At 69.0% G+C, this 18968-nt stretch carries 17 protein-coding genes; 9 read left to right on the top strand and 8 right to left on the bottom strand.

Translation table 11 applies throughout. From position 1 onward, the window contains the following. Nucleotides 1-50 precede the first annotated feature (50 nt). Both pqqA and ACX12D_RS34180 read right to left on the bottom strand, forming a co-directional pair. On the bottom strand, nt 51-125 hold the full coding sequence (gene pqqA / locus ACX12D_RS34185; RefSeq protein ID WP_459377401.1) for a pyrroloquinoline quinone precursor peptide PqqA: 75 nt from the start codon (nt 123-125) through the stop codon (nt 51-53). Between the two features lie 305 nt (nt 126-430). Continuing rightward, complete coding sequence (locus ACX12D_RS34180) at nt 431-3001, bottom strand: TonB-dependent receptor (protein WP_459377092.1); 2571 nt, start codon at nt 2999-3001, stop codon at nt 431-433. A gap of 136 nt (nt 3002-3137) precedes the next feature. On the opposite strand from ACX12D_RS34180, the gene ACX12D_RS34175 reads away from it, so the two are divergent. From ACX12D_RS34175 to ACX12D_RS34135, 9 genes are all read left to right on the top strand, one after another. Beyond that, nucleotides 3138-4556 (top strand): histidine kinase, encoded by a 1419-nt coding sequence (locus ACX12D_RS34175; protein ID WP_459377091.1) that lies wholly within the window; start codon nt 3138-3140, stop codon nt 4554-4556. A 12-nt stretch (nt 4557-4568) separates the two neighbouring features. Next, a complete protein-coding gene (locus tag ACX12D_RS34170) occupies nt 4569-5207 on the top strand; it encodes a response regulator (protein ID WP_459377090.1) in 639 nt (212 codons plus the stop codon). Nucleotides 5208-5592: 385 nt separating this feature from the next. Next, the gene (locus ACX12D_RS34165; RefSeq protein WP_459377089.1) at nt 5593-6612 is read left to right on the top strand and encodes an AAA family ATPase; all 1020 of its coding nucleotides are present in this window, start codon (nt 5593-5595) and stop codon (nt 6610-6612) included. A 22-nt stretch (nt 6613-6634) separates the two neighbouring features. Further along, complete coding sequence (locus tag ACX12D_RS34160; protein ID WP_459377088.1) at nt 6635-7504, top strand: DUF58 domain-containing protein; 870 nt, start codon at nt 6635-6637, stop codon at nt 7502-7504. Next, the gene (locus tag ACX12D_RS34155) at nt 7501-8400 is read left to right on the top strand and encodes a calcium incorporation protein MxaA (protein ID WP_459377087.1); all 900 of its coding nucleotides are present in this window, start codon (nt 7501-7503) and stop codon (nt 8398-8400) included. Before ACX12D_RS34160 ends, ACX12D_RS34155 begins: the two co-directional genes overlap by 4 nt. Next, nucleotides 8397-9389 (top strand): vWA domain-containing protein, encoded by a 993-nt coding sequence (locus tag ACX12D_RS34150; protein WP_459377086.1) that lies wholly within the window; start codon nt 8397-8399, stop codon nt 9387-9389. The genes ACX12D_RS34155 and ACX12D_RS34150 overlap by 4 nt, the downstream gene beginning before the upstream one ends. Continuing rightward, on the top strand, nt 9386-9931 hold the full coding sequence (locus ACX12D_RS34145; protein ID WP_459377085.1) for an MxaK protein: 546 nt from the start codon (nt 9386-9388) through the stop codon (nt 9929-9931). The genes ACX12D_RS34150 and ACX12D_RS34145 overlap by 4 nt, the downstream gene beginning before the upstream one ends. Beyond that, nucleotides 9928-10881 (top strand): VWA domain-containing protein, encoded by a 954-nt coding sequence (locus tag ACX12D_RS34140; RefSeq protein WP_459377084.1) that lies wholly within the window; start codon nt 9928-9930, stop codon nt 10879-10881. Before ACX12D_RS34145 ends, ACX12D_RS34140 begins: the two co-directional genes overlap by 4 nt. Nucleotides 10882-10976: 95 nt before the next feature. Beyond that, nucleotides 10977-11927 carry an alpha/beta fold hydrolase gene (locus ACX12D_RS34135; protein WP_459377083.1) on the top strand — a complete coding sequence of 317 codons (951 nt, stop codon included), beginning with the start codon at nt 10977-10979 and terminating at the stop codon, nt 11925-11927. 105 nt (nt 11928-12032) lie between these two features. Here ACX12D_RS34135 and ACX12D_RS34130 read toward each other — a convergent pair whose 3' ends face one another. From ACX12D_RS34130 to ACX12D_RS34105, 6 genes are all read right to left on the bottom strand, one after another. Beyond that, the gene (locus ACX12D_RS34130) at nt 12033-12722 is read right to left on the bottom strand and encodes an HAD family hydrolase (RefSeq protein ID WP_459377082.1); all 690 of its coding nucleotides are present in this window, start codon (nt 12720-12722) and stop codon (nt 12033-12035) included. Continuing rightward, nucleotides 12703-14037 (bottom strand): aminodeoxychorismate synthase component I, encoded by a 1335-nt coding sequence (pabB, locus tag ACX12D_RS34125; RefSeq protein ID WP_459377081.1) that lies wholly within the window; start codon nt 14035-14037, stop codon nt 12703-12705. Before pabB ends, ACX12D_RS34130 begins: the two co-directional genes overlap by 20 nt. An 82-nt stretch (nt 14038-14119) precedes the next feature. Next, on the bottom strand, nt 14120-14941 hold the full coding sequence (locus ACX12D_RS34120) for a formylmethanofuran dehydrogenase subunit C (RefSeq protein WP_459377080.1): 822 nt from the start codon (nt 14939-14941) through the stop codon (nt 14120-14122). Beyond that, nucleotides 14938-15852 (bottom strand): formylmethanofuran--tetrahydromethanopterin N-formyltransferase, encoded by a 915-nt coding sequence (gene fhcD / locus ACX12D_RS34115; protein ID WP_459377079.1) that lies wholly within the window; start codon nt 15850-15852, stop codon nt 14938-14940. The genes ACX12D_RS34120 and fhcD overlap by 4 nt, the downstream gene beginning before the upstream one ends. A 40-nt stretch (nt 15853-15892) precedes the next feature. Further along, nucleotides 15893-17575 carry a formylmethanofuran dehydrogenase subunit A gene (locus ACX12D_RS34110; protein ID WP_459377078.1) on the bottom strand — a complete coding sequence of 561 codons (1683 nt, stop codon included), beginning with the start codon at nt 17573-17575 and terminating at the stop codon, nt 15893-15895. Further along, nucleotides 17572-18918 (bottom strand): molybdopterin-binding domain-containing protein, encoded by a 1347-nt coding sequence (locus ACX12D_RS34105; protein WP_459377077.1) that lies wholly within the window; start codon nt 18916-18918, stop codon nt 17572-17574. Before ACX12D_RS34105 ends, ACX12D_RS34110 begins: the two co-directional genes overlap by 4 nt. Nucleotides 18919-18968 lie beyond the last annotated feature (50 nt).

Raw genomic sequence — 18968 nt, 5'->3', positions numbered from 1 at the left:
AAAAAGCCCGCCGGCCGGCGGGCTTTCCCGGATTCCAGCCGTCCGCCCAGTCAGCGGTTGGCAATGTACATGGTGATCTCGAATCCGAACCGCATATCGATGTATGCGGGCGTGGTCCAGGTCATTGGCGGCTCCTTCCAGGATGGGGTAGGCAAGTACAACATAGTCCATGCAAAGGTAACGGCGAAGCTTGCTTGCCGTCGGCATCGGTGTCGCAACAAGCATGCCCGGCCGCCGCCGCCGACCGTTGGGCGAAGCCAATTGCCGTGCAGCCTCTTGCCTGGCTCCGTCTAGCAGGCCAGGTGGGCATCATGCTGCTTCGCAGCATCGCATAACGCTCCGCCTGAGGCTCTCGGTAAGTGCTCGCGGGAGCGGGCAAAGTGTCACGCCATTGCCACAGCGCGGGCCAGATGTGCAACAGGCTGCCTGCCTACATCCGGTACACAAATCCGACCCAGGCGCTGCGCGGTGCGCCGGGCGCGACGAACAGCGCGCTGGCGTTGTCCTCCGGCGTCACGTGCGGGCGCAGCAGGTTGCCGTTGGGAAACAGGTCGTTGGAGATCTGGCCGTAGGTCTCGTAACGGCGGTCCAACAGGTTGGCCACGCGCGCGTAGATCTCGAAATGCTTGTTCACGCGGTAGGACGCCCGCAGGTTCACCGTCGCGTACCCGGGCGTGCTCCAGTCCGCGTACTTGGGCGCCTTGCCGGGCTGCGGGTCGGCGCGCAGGCCGTCTTCATTGCCGTTTGTGGGGCTGCTGGACACGCCAACCAGGTCGGCGCCCAGGGTCAGGCCGGCCAGCGCCTGCCAGTCCACGCCCAGCTTGATGGTGTGCCGCGGCACGCCGGCCCGGCGCATGCCCGGCTTGACGTCGATGGTGCGCTCTCCCACCGCGAGCTGCCCGTTGGCCTGGTAGGTGGCCTGCAGATAGCTGTAGCCCAGGCGCAGCGTGAAGTCGCCCAGGCGCTGCCGCGCGGAGAGGTCGAAGCCCTGGTTGCGGGTCCGGTCGAAGTTGGCGAAGTAGCCTTGCTGCGTGTTGGGGGCGCGCAGGAACAGGATGTCGTCGTGGTTGTCGATGCGGTAGAACGTGCCGGACATCTCGGTGTCCTTCGACGGGCGCCAGCGCGCACCCGCCTCGTAGGAATGCGACACCACCTGCTTGAGGTAAGGGTCGGCCTGCAGGCCGGCGGGCAGGCGGCAGGGCTGGGCCGGATCGGCGCAACCCAGCTCCAGCACCGTGGGCACCCGGTTGTTCTGGGCGTAGCCGCCGAACACCGAGACCCCGCCGCCCAGCTTTTGCGTCAGGCCAAGCGCGGGGTTGAGCCGGCGGTAGGTGAAGCTCTCCTGCGGCTGCTCGCTGCCGTCGCTGTTGCGCAGCGTATTGCTCACGGTGACGTGGTTCCACCTGGCCGAGGCGGTGAGGAAGGTGCTGGGCGTGAGGGACCAGGTATCGGACAGGTACAGGCCAATCGCGCGCGAGGTGCCACTGACGCCGGAGAACAGTTTGTTCGGTGCATTCGGGTCTGCGATCACGCCGCGGTCGTCGGTGAAGGTGGCGAGCTGCTCGTACTGTGAGTAGGTCAGGCGGCTGCGGTCGAAGGTCAGCCCGGCGTTGAGCAGGTGGTGCTCGGTTTCCTTGGCGGCGCTGAGCGCCACGCCGATGGATTGCTGCCACATATGCGTGGTGTTGAGCACGGCCGGGTCCAGCGCGGCGCCTTCGGCCCGGGTGAAGCCGCAGCGGGACTTGCGCGGGCTGCCGTCGGCGTTGAAGCCGTCTTCGCAGTCTTCCGTGTAAGCGTCGTAATCGGGGTTGATGTCGCCGTTGGTGGTGTCACGGCGGCTGGTGCGCACGTAGGCGAGCATGGCGGCGCTGGTCTTGTCGTCGATCCAGTGGCGGCCGTTGAGGGCTACCTGGGTGACTTGGTTGCGGGTCTTGTCCGGGTAGGTGTATGCGGCGGCGCGGTTGTTTTCGTACAGGCCGGGCAGCAGGACACTGCCGCTCGCGCGGTAGCTCGGCACCAGGCCGTTGCCGATCAGGGTGCTGCGCCCGTGCAGCAGGGACACGTCCCAGCTGGTGGTGTCGCTGGCATGCCCGGCCTTGACGAACAGGTTGCCGAGCCGGCCCTCGGAATGATCGCGCCAGCCCTGTTCCTGGAACAGGGTGCCGGCGGCAAAGGCGTGCCAGCCACTGTCGCTGCGGATGCCGCCCGACAGGTCGGCGCGCTTGCGGTTGCCGCTGCCGTAGGACAGGTCGGCCGTGAAACCGGGCGAACTCAGACCGGAGCGGGTGGTCATGGCGAGCGCGCCGCCAAGCGTGTTCAGGCCGTAGGCTGGGTTGGCGCTGGAGACCAGCGAGACGCTCTCGAGCGCGGCCTCGGGGATCATGTCCCAGCTGACCACGTCGCCAAAAGGTTCGTTGACGCGGATCCCGTCCAGGTAGATTGACAGGCCTTGGGACGCGCCGGGGATGGGCGAGGCGCGAAAGCCGCGGTAGGTGAGGTCGGACTGGAAGGGGCTGCCCTGGATGTCGTTGACGTTGACGCCGGTGAAGTAGCGTGCCAGATATTCGGCGAGGGTGCCGGTACGTTTGCCGTTCAGGTCGTCGCCGCTAGCCGTCTGCACGGTGTACGGCACCAGGTCGCGGTCCACGCCGATGCCGGGCAGCGGCGCGGCGGCCACGATCTGGACTTCGGGCAGCATGGCGCCATCCCCGATCGTGCCGGTATTGCCGGTATTGCCTGCATTGCTGGTGGGCCCCGAGGTGACAGTTTGTACCGGAAACGGCATTGCATCGCGCGGCGCGGTGCTCGCCGCCACCGCCGCCACCGCCGGCGCAGCAGGCACGAAATTCGCTGAAGCGGCATGGTCCGCCTGGGCTGATGCCGCACCGGCCGCAAGCGGGAAGCATAGCCGGACGACCGCGCGTGCCAGCGTGGTGCGGCGCAAGCCCGGATTCTTTCGCGGGTGGCGTGGGCGGCGTGGTGGTCTTGGGGCAAGGGGCATGGTGGGTCTCCTCATATTGTTATCTGGGCATCCGCTCCTGCTCAAGCAGGTCCCATACCTCCATAGCCGGGAAAAAATCCCGATTTGATTGAGAGCGAGGCATGGGCAAGACAGGGAATGCAAGGAGACGGGAGCCATGGAGATGTCAAGCCTGCTGATGCGCCGCGCCGCGTGGGTGACCCTACTCGGCTTGTGCTGTGCCCTGCTGGCGGCACTCTGGCAAGCGCAGCGCAATGTGCGGCACGAGGGCATCGGTGCGCTGCGCACCGCCGAGCTGGTGGCGCACCTGGCGGCGCTGCAGGGTGGCGGGCAGGGCGGCGCCGGCGCACGCCTGGATGCCCTGCAGCGCATCAACGCCTCGGGGGAGCTGCGTCACCTGCAACTGCTGCTCAAGGATGGCGAAGGCCGCGTGCTGGTGGCCCCGGCGCAGGACGAGGCCGTGCCGGCGCCGTTCCAGGCCTTGCGCTGGGTCCAGGCCCGCTGGCAAGGCGCCGCCGCACCGGCCCAGACCTGGCGCATCGCGCGCGGCGATGGCAGCGACTGGCAGGCCAGCCTTGTATGGAACCCGCTCAGCGAGCAGCGCGAAGCCTTCGGCGACATCGTCGGTGTGCTGGCGCTGCTATGCCTGTTCAGCGCCATGATGCTGGGCGGCATCTGCTGGGTGGTGCGGCGCGCGCTGGCGCCGCTGCGCGACATCCTCCATGCGATCTCGCGTTATGAGCGCAGCGACTACGCGCACCGCCTGCCCGCCATGCCGACGCGCGAGCTGGATGCGATAGCACGGGCGCTGAACCACCTGGCCGGCGCGCTTGCGCACACGCAGGCGACGCGCCGTGCGCTCAGCCTGCGTGTGTTGACCCTGCAGGAGCAGGAACGCGCGCGGCTGGCCCGGGAATTGCACGACGAGTTCGGGCAGGTGCTGACCGCGATGCGTGCCGACACGGCCTACATGGCGCGCAAGACGCGCGCCGACTCGGCCTTGAACGCGGTGGCGCAGGATCTGGCCAAGCACTGCGAGCGCATCCACCTGGACGTGCGCGACCTGCTGCGCGGGCTGCGCCCGCACGGCTTGCAGCCGGGCGGCGGACCGGTGCCGCTGGCGCGCATGCTGGGCGAGCTGGTGGAGGGCTGGCGTGGGCAGGCGGGCGGGCACACTGCCTTTGCGTTGCGGCTGGACCTGGGTGGCGCCGGCTTGCCGGACGAACTAGCCCTGTCGCTCTATCGGATGACGCAGGAGGCGCTGACCAACGTCGTGCGCCACGCGTGGGCGAGCCAGGCAACGGTGTCGTTGCGGGCCGACGGCGCGGGCACGGTGGATTGGTCGGTGGAAGACGACGGCGTCGGCATGGCTGCCGCCTCGCCATCGGCGCGCCAGGGCCACGGACTTGACGGCCTGCGCGAGCGCGTATGGGCGCATGGCGCGGAGATCGAGATCAGCGAGTCGGCACCCGGCGCCGATCGGCCCGGCCTGCGGCTTGCGGCGCGCTTCTGCCTGGCTGGCGCAGGCGGGCCGGCGGAACTGGCGAATCACGACGACTGGGCGCAGGAGGCCTGAAGGCATGGCGACATGGTGATGGCATCCATCCGGGTAGCGCTCGCGGACGACCACGCCGTGGTGCGCACCGGCTATCGGCGTTTGCTGGAACTGGAAGCCGGCATCGAAGTCGTGGCAGAGTTCGGCGACACCGACGTCGCCTACGGCTGGCTGACGCAGCACGAAGCCGAGGTGCTGATCCTCGACCTGTCGATGCCGGGCCGTGGCGGGCTGGAAACCCTGCAAAGGCTGGGCAGCCGCCTGCCCGGCTTGCGCGTGCTGGTGTTCAGCATGCACGACAGCCCCGCGCTGGTGGCGCAGGCGCTGAAGGCCGGTGCGCGCGGCTACCTGACCAAGAGCAGCCCGCCCGAGGACCTGGTCGATGCCGTGCGGCGGGTCATGCGAGGGGAGCGGCCCCTGTCGGACGATGTCAGGCAGGCCCTGGGGCACATCGGCGGGCAACAGGAAGAGGTGCCTCACCTTGGCTTGTCGCCGCGGGAGTTCGATGTGTTCCGGTTGCTGGCAAAGGGGAAGCAGGTGGATGAGATTGCCGGCCAGCTATTCCTTAGCATCAAGACCGTGGCCAATTATCAGACCATGCTGCGCAAGAAGATGGGGCTTGGCAATACGCTGGAGATGCATCGCTACGCGCGGCAACACGGCTTGCTCTAGCGTCTTGGGTTCAGTAGTGGAAGCGGCACGCGACAAGTTCGATCCGCTCATCGCTGACCGTATATGGCCCGTATATGGCCGTATATGACGGTATATGACTGAGTAGACAAGGCGGTTGACGTCTTCGATGCGGCGAGACCAGCCTGGTCATGCACCGATGTCCTCCCGTAAAAGCCGACAACCCGCTCCGACACAACTTGCTGCACGCTGCAACAAAGTGCTCCACCTGTTCCAACTCGTTTGGCCCCCTGCGTACCGCATTTCTTCCGTTCAATCGCGTCGCGTCAACCGGCACCCAAGTTCCGCCACGCTCCTGGCATGGCTTGTGCTGAAGTCCGCTGACCAGCCGGCGTCGTTCCAGGCCGCGTTGCATCCAGAGGACCCAATGACAGCAGACGAGAAGCTCCAGGACTGGCGGGACAGCGCCCGGCGCGTGGAGCGCGAGGTGGCCAAGGCGGTGCGCGGCCAGCCACAGGTCATCCGCCTGATCAACGTTGCGCTGTTCGCGCGCGGCCACGTGCTGCTGGAGGGCGACGTCGGCGTGGGCAAAACCACGGTGCTGCGTGCCTTTGCCCGCGCCATCGGCGGCGAATTCGAGCGCGTGGAAGGGACCGTTGACCTGATGCCTGGCGACCTGGTGTATCACAGTTACGTGGACGCGCAGAGCAAGCCGCGCATCGACCCCGGCCCGCTCCTGCGCCACGGCGAAAGGCTTACCACGTTCTTCTTCAATGAGATCAACCGCGCCCGGCCGCAGGTCCAGTCGCTGCTGCTGCGGGCGATGGCGGAGCGGTCGGTGTCGGCCTTCAACCGCGAGTACCGCTTCCCCCATATGACGGTGTTCGCCGACCGCAACAAGGTCGAGAAGGAGGAGACCTTCGAGCTGGCCTCGGCCGCCCGCGACCGCTTCATGTTCGAGCTGAACATTGCCACGCCCGCCGATCCCGCCGTGCGCCGCGCGCTGGTCTTCGAACCGGTCTACCACGATACCGAGTCCTTGCTGGAGCAGGTCGCGCCGGATGTGCTGCCTTGGGCGCAACTCAACGAGATTGCCGCGATCATCCAGCGTGGCATACAAGCCAGCGAGACCATCGAGCGCTATGTGCTGCAACTGTGGGAGGCCAGCGAGACGCCGCAGCGTTTCGGCATACGCCTGGACGGCGTCGACATGGAGCGCCTGATTCTTGCGGGCGCCAGCCCGCGCGGCATGAGCGCCCTGATGCGGGCCGCGCGCGTGGTGGCATGGATGGCGGGCCGCACGCACCTCGTGCCCGAAGACATCCATGCCGTGTTGCCTTCGGCGCTCGGCCACCGCGTGTTCTTCACGCCGGTGTACGAACTGCGCCGGGCGGAACTGTCTGACGCGCTGGTGCGGCAGATCATGGGCACCATTGCCGCACCATGATGCGAACGACGCGAACGTGGCCATGACCAGCCTGCGCGAATTCTACTATCGGCTGCCCGCCCGCGCGGGTGGATTCCGGCCGGGTTCCCACCTGGGAACCAGCCTCGGCCACGGGCAGGAATTTGCCGCGCACATGCGCCTGCTCGACAATCCGGACCCGCGGCGGATCGACCTGCGCGCCAGTCTGCGCAACCTGCGGCAGGAATGGCTGGTGCGCGCGCACCGGCAGCGTGTCAGCGTGCCGGTGCATGCCGTGGTCGACGTGTCGGCCTCGATGCGATTCGGGGCACATGCCAGCAAGCTGCACGTCGTGGCGGATTTCCTCGAAGGGTTGGGGCATAGCGCCTTTCGCGCCGGTGACCCGGTGGGCATGCTGGCATTCGACGCGGTGGAGCGCGCCGACCTGTTCTTGCCGGCGCGGCACAACCGCGGTGCCGGCTATGCCATGTCAGCGCTGCTGCGGGCGTCCGCAAGCGCAGGCGCATCGGCCCGCGCGGGTGGTGCCGAAGGGCTAGCGCAAGCGGCGTGCCGGCTGGCCGATCGACAGGGACTGGTTTTCCTTGTTTCGGACTTTCACTGGGCGCTCGAAGCGCTGGACGGTATTCTCGATATGCTGGCGCAGGCTTACGTGGTGCCGATGATTACCTGGGACCCTGCCGAGACCGAAGCGCCGCCGGGCAACGCGCTGCTGGCCGTGCGCGATGCCGAGACCGGCCGCCGGCGCACGCTGTGGGTAGGCAAGGCGCTGCGCGCCCAGTGGCGCGACACGGTGGCTCGGCGGCGCGCCCGGCTTGACGCCCTGTTCCTTGCGCGAGGGCTGCGGCCCATCCATCTGCACGGGGCATTCGAGGCCGAGGCCCTGTCCCGTTATTTTCTCGAGGCCGTGGCATGACGCATCGCCGGCACCTCCCTCCCAGGCTTGCCGGCGCGGCTTGCGCGGCAACGATTGCCGCCGTGCTGGTCCTTCCCGCCGCCCGGGCGCAGGGAAAAGCGGCCACCGTGGTCGTGCAGCAGCCACGCGCCTTTGGCTACGTGCTTGGCGACGTAGTCACGCAGCGCATCCTGCTGCCCGCCGACGGCCGCACCATCGAACCAGCCGCGCTGCCACGCGCGGAGCGCATCGGTGGATGGCTGGAACGGCGTCCGATCCAGTGGGAGACCGATCCTGACGGCCGCCGCTGGCTGCGCGTGAGCTACCAGATCGTCAATGCGCCGCAAACGCTGACCGCGATCGCGCTGCCTGCCTTGTCGCTGCCCATGAGCACGGGTCCGGCGCTGAAGACCAGCGCGCACCTGATCAGCGTCGGCCCGCTGACGCCGCAGGCCGTGCTCGGCAAAGGCGGCCTGCTCGAAATGCGTCCCGACCGGGCCGCGCCTGCGTTGCCAACCGAGCCGATTGCGCGGCGGATGCGGCTGTCGCTCGCTGCGTTGGCGGCCACCCTGGCCGCCTGGCTGGGCTGGTGGGCCTGGCGCAACCGGCGCGAATCCAGGCAACTGCCTTTGGCGCGGGCATGGCGCAGGATGCGCAGTCTCGACCCCAGCCAGGCCGAGGCCTGGCTATGCCTGCACCAGGCCCTGAACGAGACGGCCGGAACGGCCCTGCGTGCGGCAGCGCTCCCCGGGCTGCTGGCGCGGGCACCGCATCTGCAGCCCCTGCGCACGCGGCTCCAGCATTTCCTTGCCCACTCGGATCAGCGGTTCTTCTCGGGCGAGCCCGATGGCGAGCCATTTCCGTTGCGCGCGCTCTGCCGCGACCTCTATCTTGCCGAGAAGCGTGCCCGGCCATGACGATTCCCTTTGACTTCGTCCATCCGTGGGTATTGGCGCTGCTGCCGCTGGCCCTGTTGCCGCTGCTGCGCCGGCGCGGCGACACGCTGTCTTTTCCCTGCGTGGCGTGGCTGCCGCCGGATCGCATCGGCCGCGTCGCCGGTGCGCTGGAGCGGGGCCTTGCCGTGATCGCCATGGCAGGCATCATCGTCGGCCTGGCCAGCCCGGGCCGCTCGGAAACGCAGGTGGCGCGGACCGGGCATGGCGCGGAGATCCTGATCCTGCTGGACCGCAGCGGCAGCATGAATTCCGTCATCGTGGCCAAGGGCGAGCAGGCCGCGCTGCGCACGCAGGGAGACACCAAGGGCGATGTCGCGCGCGAGCTGCTCACGCGCTTCGTCGCGCAGCGGCCCAATGACCGCTATGCCTTCATGATGTTCAGCACCAGCCCCTTGCGTGTGCTGCCGTTCACCGAGCGCAAGCAGGCGATCCAGGCCGGCATCGCGGCCACCCGCATCGGCCGGGGGCTGATGAACACCGATATCGGCAGGGCGGTGCTGGCAGCGATCGCCGAGTTCGACGCGCGCCCTTACTCCGGCAGCCGCATCATCCTGATGGTGTCGGACGGCGGCGCGCAGCTCGATGCCGGCACGCGCAAGCGTATCGAGGCCGGCCTGGCCCGCAACCGCATTGCGTTGTACTGGATCTACCTGCGCACCGGCATCAGTCCAAGCCTGCACGCCGATGTCCCGGACGACAGCCCGGCACAGGAGATCGCACTGCACCGTTTTTTCCAGAGCCTGGCTACGCCATATCGCGCGTACGAGGCGGAGGACGCCAGTGCCATGGCCGCCGCCATTGCTGAAGTCGGCCGCCAGCAGAACCTGCCGCTGTCGTTCACGGAGCGCGTGCCGCGCAAGGATGGCAGCGCCTACGTCTTCGGCGCGGCGCTGGTTTGCTGTGCGCTGCTGCTTGGATACCGATGCCTTCAATTGCGGAGCTGGACATGAGGCGACGCACCATCCATCTGGCGTTTGCCGTGGCGGCGGTTGCCTTCGGCGCGCTCGCGGCCGCCCAGGCCGTGCAACTGCGCAAGGCGGCCCGGATCAACCAGGCCGTGGCATCGGCAAAGGCGAACGCCAGCGCCGCCGCCGAGGTGCCCGAGGCCAGGCTGGCGCAGGCCAGCGCGCTGGCCGAGGCCGGCCAGCATGACGCGGCCTTGGCGGTTTACAACAGCCTGATCCAGCGCGGCCGCACCGATGCGCTCGGGCAGACGGCGCTGTTCAACCTGGGCAATATGTTCCTGCGCAATGCGCGTGAGACCGCCGCGAACGATGCCTTCCAGGCGCAGGCGCTGGTGGAGCTTGCCAAAGCGCGCTACCGCGATCTGCTGCGCGCCGATCCCGGCGACTGGGATGCCCGCTACAACCTCGAGCGCGCGCTCTGGCTGGCCCCCGAGGCGCAGGATGTGTTCGGCGCCGAGACCGACGACATGCCCAAGGAGCTGTTGCGCATCAAGGTGCCGGGCCTGCCCCCGGGAGACCTGCCTTGACGCTGCGCACGCTGGCTGGCCGCTTCTTCGCGCGGGAAAACGGGCTGCTGATGGTGACGTTGCTGCTGCTGGTGGCCGCCGTCTGGATGCCACCGCTGACCCTGCCGCGCGGCACCTTCCGCTATATGGTCACTTTCGACGTAACGCAAAGCATGAATGTCGAGGACATGGGAAGCCCCGCGGCGCCCGTGAGCCGCCTGGCGTACGCGCGCGGCGCCATGCGCGAGGCGCTCAAGCACTTGCCCTGCGGCTCTGAAGTGGGCTGGGCCGTGTTTGCCGACTATCGCGCGCTCCCCCTGCTGACGCCGCTTGAGGTCTGCGCCAACTACGATGCCTTGCTGTCGTCGCTGGATCGCATCGACAGCCGCATGGCCTGGGTCAATGCGAGCAGCATCACGAAGGGGCTTTACTGGACGCTGCGCACGGGCAAGAGCATGGGTGACGGCACCCGCGTCGTCTTCATCACCGATGGCCACGAGTCGCCGCCGCTCCGGCCGTCGGAGCACTCCATGCTGAATGTCACGCCAGGCGAGACCGCCGGCTGGCTGTTCGGGGTAGGGGGCGACACGCCGATGCCCATTCCCAAGTCCGACCCGGATGGCAACCGCATCGGCTACTGGCGCGCCGACGAGGTCGTGCAGCTCGGCGCAGTATCCGGTGGCGTGGCGCCGGCGCAAAGCCAGGAACATCTTTCCGCCTTGCATGAAGCGCATCTGCAAGCGCTGGCCAGGCAGACGGGCCTTGGCTACCGCCGCGTCGCCGAGCCCGGGGCATTGACCAGCGCGCTGCTCGACGGGCGCCTGGCGCATCGGCAGCCGGTCAGGACCGATCTGCGCTGGCTGCCGGCCGTGCTTGCCCTGTTGTTGCTGACCTGGCATTTTCTGCCAGCGCGCGGGCGCCTGCCTCTGCGCCGCCTCTTCGGGCAAGGCAAGCAGGAGGTTTCGCCCTGATATCCTCCTCCGAATGACAACGACGGCTGCCAAAGAGGTTCGCGCCGCTGGCGCGAAACGAGGGCGCAAAGCGGCACCAACACGAGGTGGGAATCATGCCTAGTCTGCCAGAAGGCCAGCCGGCGGCGCGCTCCTTCCATTTTTGCCGTCCGGATGCGCACAGCCTGCACGTTCGCCTGGCGGGGCCGGCCTGCGGGGAGCCCTGGTTGGTGCTGCACGGCGGGCCGGGCAGCGGCTGCAGTCCGGCCATGCTGGCATGGTTCGATCTCGGCCGCGACCGGGTGGTCCTGCCGGACCAGCGCGGCGCGGGGCGGTCGCGGCCAGCCGGCACATTGCGGCGCAACACGGTGACGGCGTTGCTGGCCGACCTGGAAGCATTGCGGGCGCGGCTGGGCATCGCGCAATGGAATGTGGTCGGCGGCTCGTGGGGGGCCGCGCTGGCGCTGGCCTATGCCGCGCGTTTCCCGCAGGCGGTATCGCGGCTGGTACTGCGTGGCAGTTTCTTGGTCGGTTGGGACGACATACTTGCGCTGTTTGCGCCGCGCGCGCGCGGCCTATCCATGCTGCGCCGGGTGGTGCCGGATGGCGAGCGCTTGCCTGGCGCCCGCGCCCAGCACGGCAGCGTGACACGCGCGATGCTGATGGGCTCGCGCGCCAAGCAGGAACAGGTTGCGCAGGACTGGCAGCGGGTCGAGCGCCGGCTGCTCGGGCTGCGCGCTTCGCATCAGCGCTCGCCGTTGCTGCCGGAGCGCGAGGCTTTCCGGCGTAAATACCGGGTCCAGGCGCATTACCTGCAGCGGCGCGCGGGGCTTGGCAAGGCGGTGTTGCTTGCGGCCGCCGCTGCCATTGGCCGATGCGGCCTCCCAGTCACGCTCTTGCACGGAAAGGCGGACCGGATCTGCAGCCCTCGCAATGCCAGGCGGCTTTTGCAGGCCATGCCGCATGCCCGGATGCAGTGGGTGGAGGGCGGCCATCTTGCTAGTGGGGCCATGGCGCGGGCGCTGGCGGCAGCGATTCGGGCGGCGGCGGAGCAAGGTGCCGGCTGATCCGCCGGCGGTCCGGGAAATCAGCAGGCAAGCCGTCTTGGCGCAGTGCCTTGGCTTGCGCGCATGGCTTTGCTCTGGTGGAGCGGCGTTTAGCCCATATCGCATCTAGGTCACGACAAGCGGCCCCGCCTGCTCGACAACCGGCCAGCCCCGGTCCAGCGCGATGGCGCGCAGGCGCGGATCCGGCGCCACCACGATCGGATGGCTGACGTGCTCCAGCAGCGGCAGGTCGTTGGCCGAATCGGAATAGAACAGCGAGCGCTCGAATTCGTCCCAGCGCCGCCCGATTGCGGCCAGCCATTGCGCCACCCGCTCGACCTTGCCCGCGCCGAAGCTTGGCACGCCGACCATCTCGCCGCTGAAGGGGGCCAGCGGGCCGGCACCAACGGTGGCGGCTTGCGAGGCAACGAGGTGCGCCACGCCGAAGCTGTCGGCAAAGCCGCGTGCGACGAAGTCGTTGGTGGCGGTCACGATGCAGCACAGGTCGCCAGCGGCGCGGTGCTGGGCCACCAGCTCGCGCGACGGCGCGGGGATTCGGTCAGCGATGCTGGCGATGAAGGCGCTGCGCCAGGCGTCGAGATCGCTGCGGTCGTAGCGGGCCAGGAAGGACATGCAGAAGCGCTGGAAGGCGTGGATGTCCAGCCTGCCATCGACATAGTCCTGGGCGAAGCGCTGGTTCTGCGGGGCGAATTCGGCTTCATCGAGCACGCCGAGCTGCATCAGGTAGCGCAGCCAGGTGGAGCCACTGTCGAAGGGGATCAGGGTGTGGTCGAGGTCAAACAGTACGAGTTGCATGCGCGATACGGATAGCGGCAAGGTTGGGAACGGGCAGATCCCGCACATGATAAGGCGTTGGCCCGGAGGCGGGCACCAGCCCGGTCAGGAAGGCGGCTTTCAGCGCGCATTCCTCGAACTCCGATTCGGCCTCGCTATCGAGCACGATCCCGGCGCCGACGCCCATGCGGCCGCCCCGCACGCCGCCACGGGCGGGGCCGAGCACCAGCGTGCGGATGGCCACCGACAAGCAGAAGCTGCCGCAGACCCGCGCCGACCCCGGCGCGGGTGCTTCGACCCAGCCGATGGCGCCGGTGTACAGTCCCCGGGGGCTGGTTTCCAGCGCGGCGATCAGCTCCATGGTGTGATGCCTGGGCGCGCCGGTGATGGAACCGCAGGGAAAGATGGCGCGCAGCAGGGCCGGCATCGATACGGCTTCGGGCAGGGTCGCCTCGACGGTGGAGGTCATCTGGAACACGCTGGCGTAGGGCTCGATCGAGAACAGCGCCGGCACCTTGACCGAGCCGATTTGCGCCACGCGGCCCAGATCGTTGCGCAACAGGTCGACGATCATCAGGTTCTCGGCGCGGTTCTTGTCGTCGGCCGCCAGCGCGCGGGCAATCGCGCGGTCTTCGGCCGGGCTCGCGCCGCGCCGGGCGGTGCCTTTCATGGGGCGCGCAGTGAGCTTGCCGTCTTCATGGCGCAGGAACAGCTCGGGCGAGCAGGACAGGATGAAGGGCTGCTGCGCGTCGTGAGGCAAGGCGATCAGCGCTCCGTATGGCACCGGCTGGCGCGCGCGCAAGCGGCGGTACAGGCCAGGCGGGGAGCCCGAGGCTTCGAAATCGATCCGGTAGGTGTAATTGACCTGGTAGGTCTCACCGGCACGCAGCGCTTCGTGGATACGGGCGATCGCGGCGTGGAAGGTTGGACGGTCCACGCTCGGCCGGAATGTGCCGACACTCGCAGGCGAGGGCGTGACGCCGTCCATCGCGGCGAGCCACGCATCCACCTGCTCGCGCGAGAGCCGCGCCAGTTCGCGGAAGAGGAGAATGCGCAGGGCGGGCTCGCGGGAGCCCGGCACTGCGAGATGGCCTAGCCCCTGGAGCGCCAGGCCCCACTCGTAATCGCCTAGCAGCACCGCGTGGGCCCCGCCGCGCATGGCTGCATCGGCTTGCTGCCACGCCTGCCCGAGCCCCGCCGGATCCGTGCAGCGGATCTCGCGCAGGAAGCCAGTGTACAGGCGGCTGGTGGGCTGGCCTGGCGTGGCGGTGGCATCGTCGAGCAACGCGTAGCAGTCGTCGCCGCCCGCTTGCAGCCTAGCATGGGAGTTTGTCATGGCGCAGCCCTCTTCCTGGCCGGGGCGAACCGCTTGCCCGGTCTAAGTCAAACATCAGCAATCAGCAATCAGCAATCAGCAATCAGCAATCAGCAATCAGCAACTCGCCCATGCCGTCCACCGCGAGGTCGCCCACCAGGCGGCGCGGCCGCAGCGCGGGCAAGGCCGTGAAGGGGCCGCCGGCGCGCGCCAGGCTGCGTGCCAGCAGCGTCCAGAACACGTCGAAATTGCCGTCGGTGTGCACGAAGGTGGCGCACGGCTGCGACCTGGCGCTGAGCAGCACGATGGTGCCGCGGCGCATGCCGTAAGCCAGGTGGGCACCGGCGGCGCCCGCGATCGCGATGGTGCCGGCGACCATGCGCGAGCCCGTGAAATCCCCGGCGCAGCCCGCCACAAGTGCGGTGCCGCGCCGCATGCGGTCGCCAAAACGGTCGCCGGCGTTGCCGCCGACGGCGAGCGTGCCGCCGCGCATGCCGTCCATGTCGCCAGGCAGCGCCGCGGCGGCGAAGTCCCCGGTATGGCCGCCGACCGCGATGTGGCCGCCGGCCATTGCCGCCGCCGTGAAGTCGCCTGCGTTGCCGTCCACGCGCAGCGTGCCGCCTTGCATGCCGCAGCCGAGATAGTCGCCTGCGTTGCCGTCGACCCGCATCGTGCCGCCGGCCATTTGCCAGCCGATCCGGTCAAAGCGTCCCAGGTCGCCTTCGAAGGTGAGGGTGGGCTCGCCATCGGCGGCCTGCGCCCGTACGGTAAACAGTTCGCCCAGGGCGATGCGCTCATTGCCATGCCACAAGGACAGGCGCGCTACCGCGTCCGGCGCCATGCCGGCCAAGGCGGCGGGCGTCAGCTGGCGCAGGTCGATCCGCAGCGCGGGGGCGTTGGCCAGGCGCAGGGTCAGGCCGCTCATGCGCATTCTCCCGGGCTGGCGAGCCGGTGCAGGTGGAAGTGGAAGGGGCCGAGCTTGCCGCCGTAGTTGCCGGCGGAAATGCGCACCAGCCCTGCGGCGGCGCCGCGCCCGGCGAGCGCCGCGATCCCGGCCCGCATGGCGGCGGCCACGTCGCCTTGCGTCAGGCCGTCGATCACGATCTCCAGCACGCAGCGCACGGTGGGTCCAAGCTGGCTGCCGGCCACCAGCCCGGCCAGGCTGGGGCAGAAGGCGTCATTGGTGGAAGCATGCATGCCGGCGTACCTGGCGCCGACCTTCGAGCCGGAGCGGACCACGCCGCCAGGAAAAGGCATGATGATATTGGGCACCTGCCGCATCGCCGCCACCGCGGCCTCGGCCGCGGCCAGCGCGCTGTCGGTGTCGCGGGCCAGCATCAGCAGGTTGCCGCCACCCACCGCCTTGACCACCGCGGTGGTTTCCTGACAGACGAACTCGCCGTCCATCACCGGCACGCGCCAGTAGCGCACGCCGTCGATCATCTTGGCGATCTGCCAGCCGTCGCCGAAAAAACGCAGGTTCTTGCCCAGCGGGATGGCCTCGCCCTCAGTCAGCCCCGCGTACACCGCCGTGGTGGGACAGGTCAGCACGCACTGGCCAACGCGGCGCTCGACCTGCTTGGCCAGCTCCTTGCCCGACATCGAGAACAGCAGCACGGCTACGCCGGGGCGCCCGTCAGGGGAGTCGGCTGGCTGGATCTCGCGCTCGATGCCGGCTTCGCAGCCGCAGGCGATCACCGAAGTCGCGAAGCCCGTGAGCGCGGCTGCGGCATGCCGGGCCCAGGTCAGGCTGTGCGCCGTGACCAGCAGGCGGGTGGCCTTCATCGGGAAGGCTTCCGCGAAGGTGTCGTCGATGGTGATTCCGTTGATCAGCATGCGGGATGTCCCCAGGCGCGCGGCAGTGTCGAGAGCCCGTTCATACGGTGTCCTGCCAGCGCAGCGGCTCGCACTGCGCTGGCAGCAGCCGGCCGCCATTGCAGCAGGCGCACAGTTCGTCGTGGCCGATGGCGGCGTTGTCGAAATCGAGCGCGAGATGGCTGTCGCTGTACTTGCGCAGGGTCTTTTCGATGCCTTTGTCGTACTCGGGCTCCACATAGTGCGTGCCGCCGGCAGGCGTGGCGATGATGCGCCCCGCGCGCGCCACCAGGGCGCCGTCCTTGAACACATACTCCGGCGCGGTGAACATGGTTTCGCGGTTGGCATCCTCGCGGTACACCGCGATGTCGGCCGCCGCCCCCGCACCCAGGTGGCCGCGCTCGCGCAGGCCGAGCAGGCGCGCCGGGCCGGCCCGGGTCAGCACGGCAATCTCGTACAGCGTCAGTTCCCGCTTGATATCGGGCAGCGCGCAGTTGGCGGCTACCTCCGGGTGCAGCCTGGCGAGCTGCTCGTCGCGGAAGGACTTGTCCATCAGCAGGCGGATCAGGTGCGGGTAGCTGGTGAACGGGCCACCGTTGGGATGGTCGGTGGTCAGCGTCACCTGCCAGGGGTTCTTGACGGTCAGGAACACTTCCAGGCCGATGGCCCATTGCAGCGCATTGACGTAGCTCTGCTCGCGGTAGCGGAACGGCACCACGCCGCAGCCGGCGTCGCATTCGATATCGGCGCCGATCCATTTGCGCGGGTGCGCCAGGTCGGCGTTCCTCACCTGCATCATGGTGTCGCCCGATGCGGTCACGGTCTGGCCGAAGATGATCTGGCCCACGTCGATCGAGATATTGGGGCGGGCGTTGACCGCCTCGGTGATGCGCAGCGCGGCCGAGGAGAACTTGCGCGGCCCGTCCACGCCGTAGCTGTGGAACTGGATATGGGTCAGGTGGCCCGGCAGGCCTTCGAGCGCGTCGATGGTGGCCAGGGTCGACTCGATATTGCCCGGCACCCCGAGGTTGCTGGCGTGGATATGCAAGGGGTGGGGCACCTTGAGTTCGGTCAGCGCCTGGCTCAGCGTGCGCAGCACGTCGCGCGGGGTGATGCGGTAATGGACGTGCTGGTCGTCGACGTCGAGCTGGCGCTGGTTGAACTTGAAGGCCGAGATGCCGCCCGGGTTGACCACCTTGACCCCCAGGGCCTTGCTGGCGTTGATGGTCCAGCCGACATAGTCGCGGATGCGCTGGAAGTCGGCGCCCTCGGCGAGCATGCGCAGGAACAGGTCGTCGTTGCCGAGCATGACGTAGGCGCCATGGTCGATGACTGGCGTGTCGCCCATCTCGAAATGCGTCTGGCGCGCGTTGGACGCCATCATGGCAGGCTCGAACGCGGCGGTGTAGCCCATCTGCGCATAGCGGTAGCCGGTTGCCAGCGTGCCGGGCGTGCAGGTGCCGCAGGAGGCCAGCTCCAGCGGCCCGGCGGCGGGCAGGTTGTCGCGGTGGTCCTCGGGCAGCAGCATGCGGGCCAGGTTGACCTTGCCGCCGCCGATATGCGAATGCATGTCGATGCCGCCTGCCATCACCACCATGCCGCCGATATCGAGTTCCGCCTCCGCGCGCGTGCCGGGTGGTTGCGCGACGATGCGGCCGTCGCGGATATAGAGGTCGGCAAGCTGGCCGTCGATGCCCCGTGCGGGGTCGTACACGCGGCCGCCGTGCAGGCGCAGGGTGCTCATGATGCGGACTCCGTGGGCGCGCTCGCTTGCCGCAGCCGTGCCAGCAATTGCGCCGCCACCGCCGCGACCGTAGGCAGGCCGTCGTCGCGCAGCGGGGTGAGTGGCAGCACGATGCCGCCATCGGTGCGGAACAGGTGCCCGGCCGAGCCGATGCCCGGCGTCGATACCGGAATGAAGACGCCGGGACGCCCGGCCATCGACGCGGCCAGCGCCGGATGCCCGAGCACCACGGTGGGCACGGGGGTTGCGGGCGCAGGCAGGTCCGGTGTGAAACTGGCGACCCACAGCAGGGCATCGACAGCGCCGCCGCGCAGCAGGCGCTCGGTCCCGTGCCGGTGCGGATCGTGATCGAGTCCGCCAGCGTGCACATGCGTGCGCAGGGGTAAGCCGGACAGCCAGGTAATGGCCTGGTTGACGGTATTGCCGCCGTCGTCGCCGCCGAGCGACACGGCGCCGGCGCGCGTGGTGCGGTTGAGCGTCTTGACCAGGTGGTGGATGCCCTCGATCAGCAGCGCGGCATGCTTGCCGCCCGCCTGCGCACAGAGGGTGGACGGCGTACACACAATGACCGCGTAACGCGCCGCCAGCAAGCGGGCCGAGAGATCGCGCAGCGCTGCCGGAGCGATGTTGCCGTCGGCCAGTGCGCGCGGGCGGCACAGGGCGTTCAGCAGGGCGAGTGCCTGGTACAGGTCCTCGCCCTCGGGCAGCGCAACCTCGCTGCAGCGTGCGTTTGGGAGTTGTGCCGCCGCCGGGTCGGCCGGCGTGCCCAGGAAGACCAGCTCGCGCGTGCACGGCTGCTCGCTGTCCGCCAAGCCGCAGCGCCGGAAGAACTCGGGGTGTTTCTGCGAGGGCTGGGTGCCGATGCACAGGATCAGGTCGGCATGGTTGCGTACCTCGGCCAGCGTGGTGGTGAACGCGCCGCGATCCTGCAGCGCGCGCAGGCTGGCCGTCATGGCATCGCCATGCGCATGGTCGAGCACCGCGCCGCTGTGGTTGGCCAGGGCGTAAAGCGCGCGCGTGCCGGCCACGTCGGTGGCGAGGCCGCCGAACAGCGGGAGCCGGCTCTCGCGCAGCAGGCGCGCGGCAGCGTCGAGCGCCTGGGGCAGTGTCACGGGGCGGCCATCGGCGCTCGGTGTGGTAGCCATTGCTCGCGCATCGAACCAGGCCAGCGCGCTTGCCGCGCGCGGACAGGTGCTGCCGGTCAGTGCCGGTGTCCGTCCGCCCGCGGCTTCCTGCGTAACGTCGAGCCCGTCGCACAGCAGCGCGCAGAAGGGACAGGTCCAGGTGACCCGGCCGGCTGGGCGGCCGCGGGTGTCGGAGGGGAGTTCGGGAGCGGGTGCCATGCCCATGTCGAGCAAAGCCTGTGCCAGCGGTTGGCCGCATGCCGCCGCGC

The sequence above is a fragment of the Cupriavidus sp. PET2-C1 genome, from assembly GCF_054515855.1.
This window is presented reverse-complemented; position numbering and strand designations above follow the sequence as displayed.

What these genes read in the sequence shown, in the direction of transcription:
- ACX12D_RS34180 (WP_459377092.1), bottom strand. Translation starts at nt 3,001, where the DNA reads ATGCCCCTTGCCCCAAGACCACCACGCCGCCCACGCCACCCGCGAAAG.
- ACX12D_RS34175 (WP_459377091.1), top strand. Translation starts at nt 3,138, where the DNA reads ATGGAGATGTCAAGCCTGCTGATGCGCCGCGCCGCGTGGGTGACCCTA.
- ACX12D_RS34170 (WP_459377090.1), top strand. Translation starts at nt 4,569, where the DNA reads ATGGTGATGGCATCCATCCGGGTAGCGCTCGCGGACGACCACGCCGTG.
- ACX12D_RS34165 (WP_459377089.1), top strand. Translation starts at nt 5,593, where the DNA reads ATGACAGCAGACGAGAAGCTCCAGGACTGGCGGGACAGCGCCCGGCGC.
- ACX12D_RS34160 (WP_459377088.1), top strand. Translation starts at nt 6,635, where the DNA reads ATGACCAGCCTGCGCGAATTCTACTATCGGCTGCCCGCCCGCGCGGGT.
- ACX12D_RS34155 (WP_459377087.1), top strand. Translation starts at nt 7,501, where the DNA reads ATGACGCATCGCCGGCACCTCCCTCCCAGGCTTGCCGGCGCGGCTTGC.
- ACX12D_RS34150 (WP_459377086.1), top strand. Translation starts at nt 8,397, where the DNA reads ATGACGATTCCCTTTGACTTCGTCCATCCGTGGGTATTGGCGCTGCTG.
- ACX12D_RS34145 (WP_459377085.1), top strand. Translation starts at nt 9,386, where the DNA reads ATGAGGCGACGCACCATCCATCTGGCGTTTGCCGTGGCGGCGGTTGCC.
- ACX12D_RS34135 (WP_459377083.1), top strand. Translation starts at nt 10,977, where the DNA reads ATGCCTAGTCTGCCAGAAGGCCAGCCGGCGGCGCGCTCCTTCCATTTT.
- ACX12D_RS34130 (WP_459377082.1), bottom strand. Translation starts at nt 12,722, where the DNA reads ATGCAACTCGTACTGTTTGACCTCGACCACACCCTGATCCCCTTCGAC.
- pabB (WP_459377081.1), bottom strand. Translation starts at nt 14,037, where the DNA reads ATGACAAACTCCCATGCTAGGCTGCAAGCGGGCGGCGACGACTGCTAC.
- ACX12D_RS34120 (WP_459377080.1), bottom strand. Translation starts at nt 14,941, where the DNA reads ATGAGCGGCCTGACCCTGCGCCTGGCCAACGCCCCCGCGCTGCGGATC.
- fhcD (WP_459377079.1), bottom strand. Translation starts at nt 15,852, where the DNA reads ATGCTGATCAACGGAATCACCATCGACGACACCTTCGCGGAAGCCTTC.
- ACX12D_RS34110 (WP_459377078.1), bottom strand. Translation starts at nt 17,575, where the DNA reads ATGAGCACCCTGCGCCTGCACGGCGGCCGCGTGTACGACCCCGCACGG.
- ACX12D_RS34105 (WP_459377077.1), bottom strand. Translation starts at nt 18,918, where the DNA reads ATGGCACCCGCTCCCGAACTCCCCTCCGACACCCGCGGCCGCCCAGCC.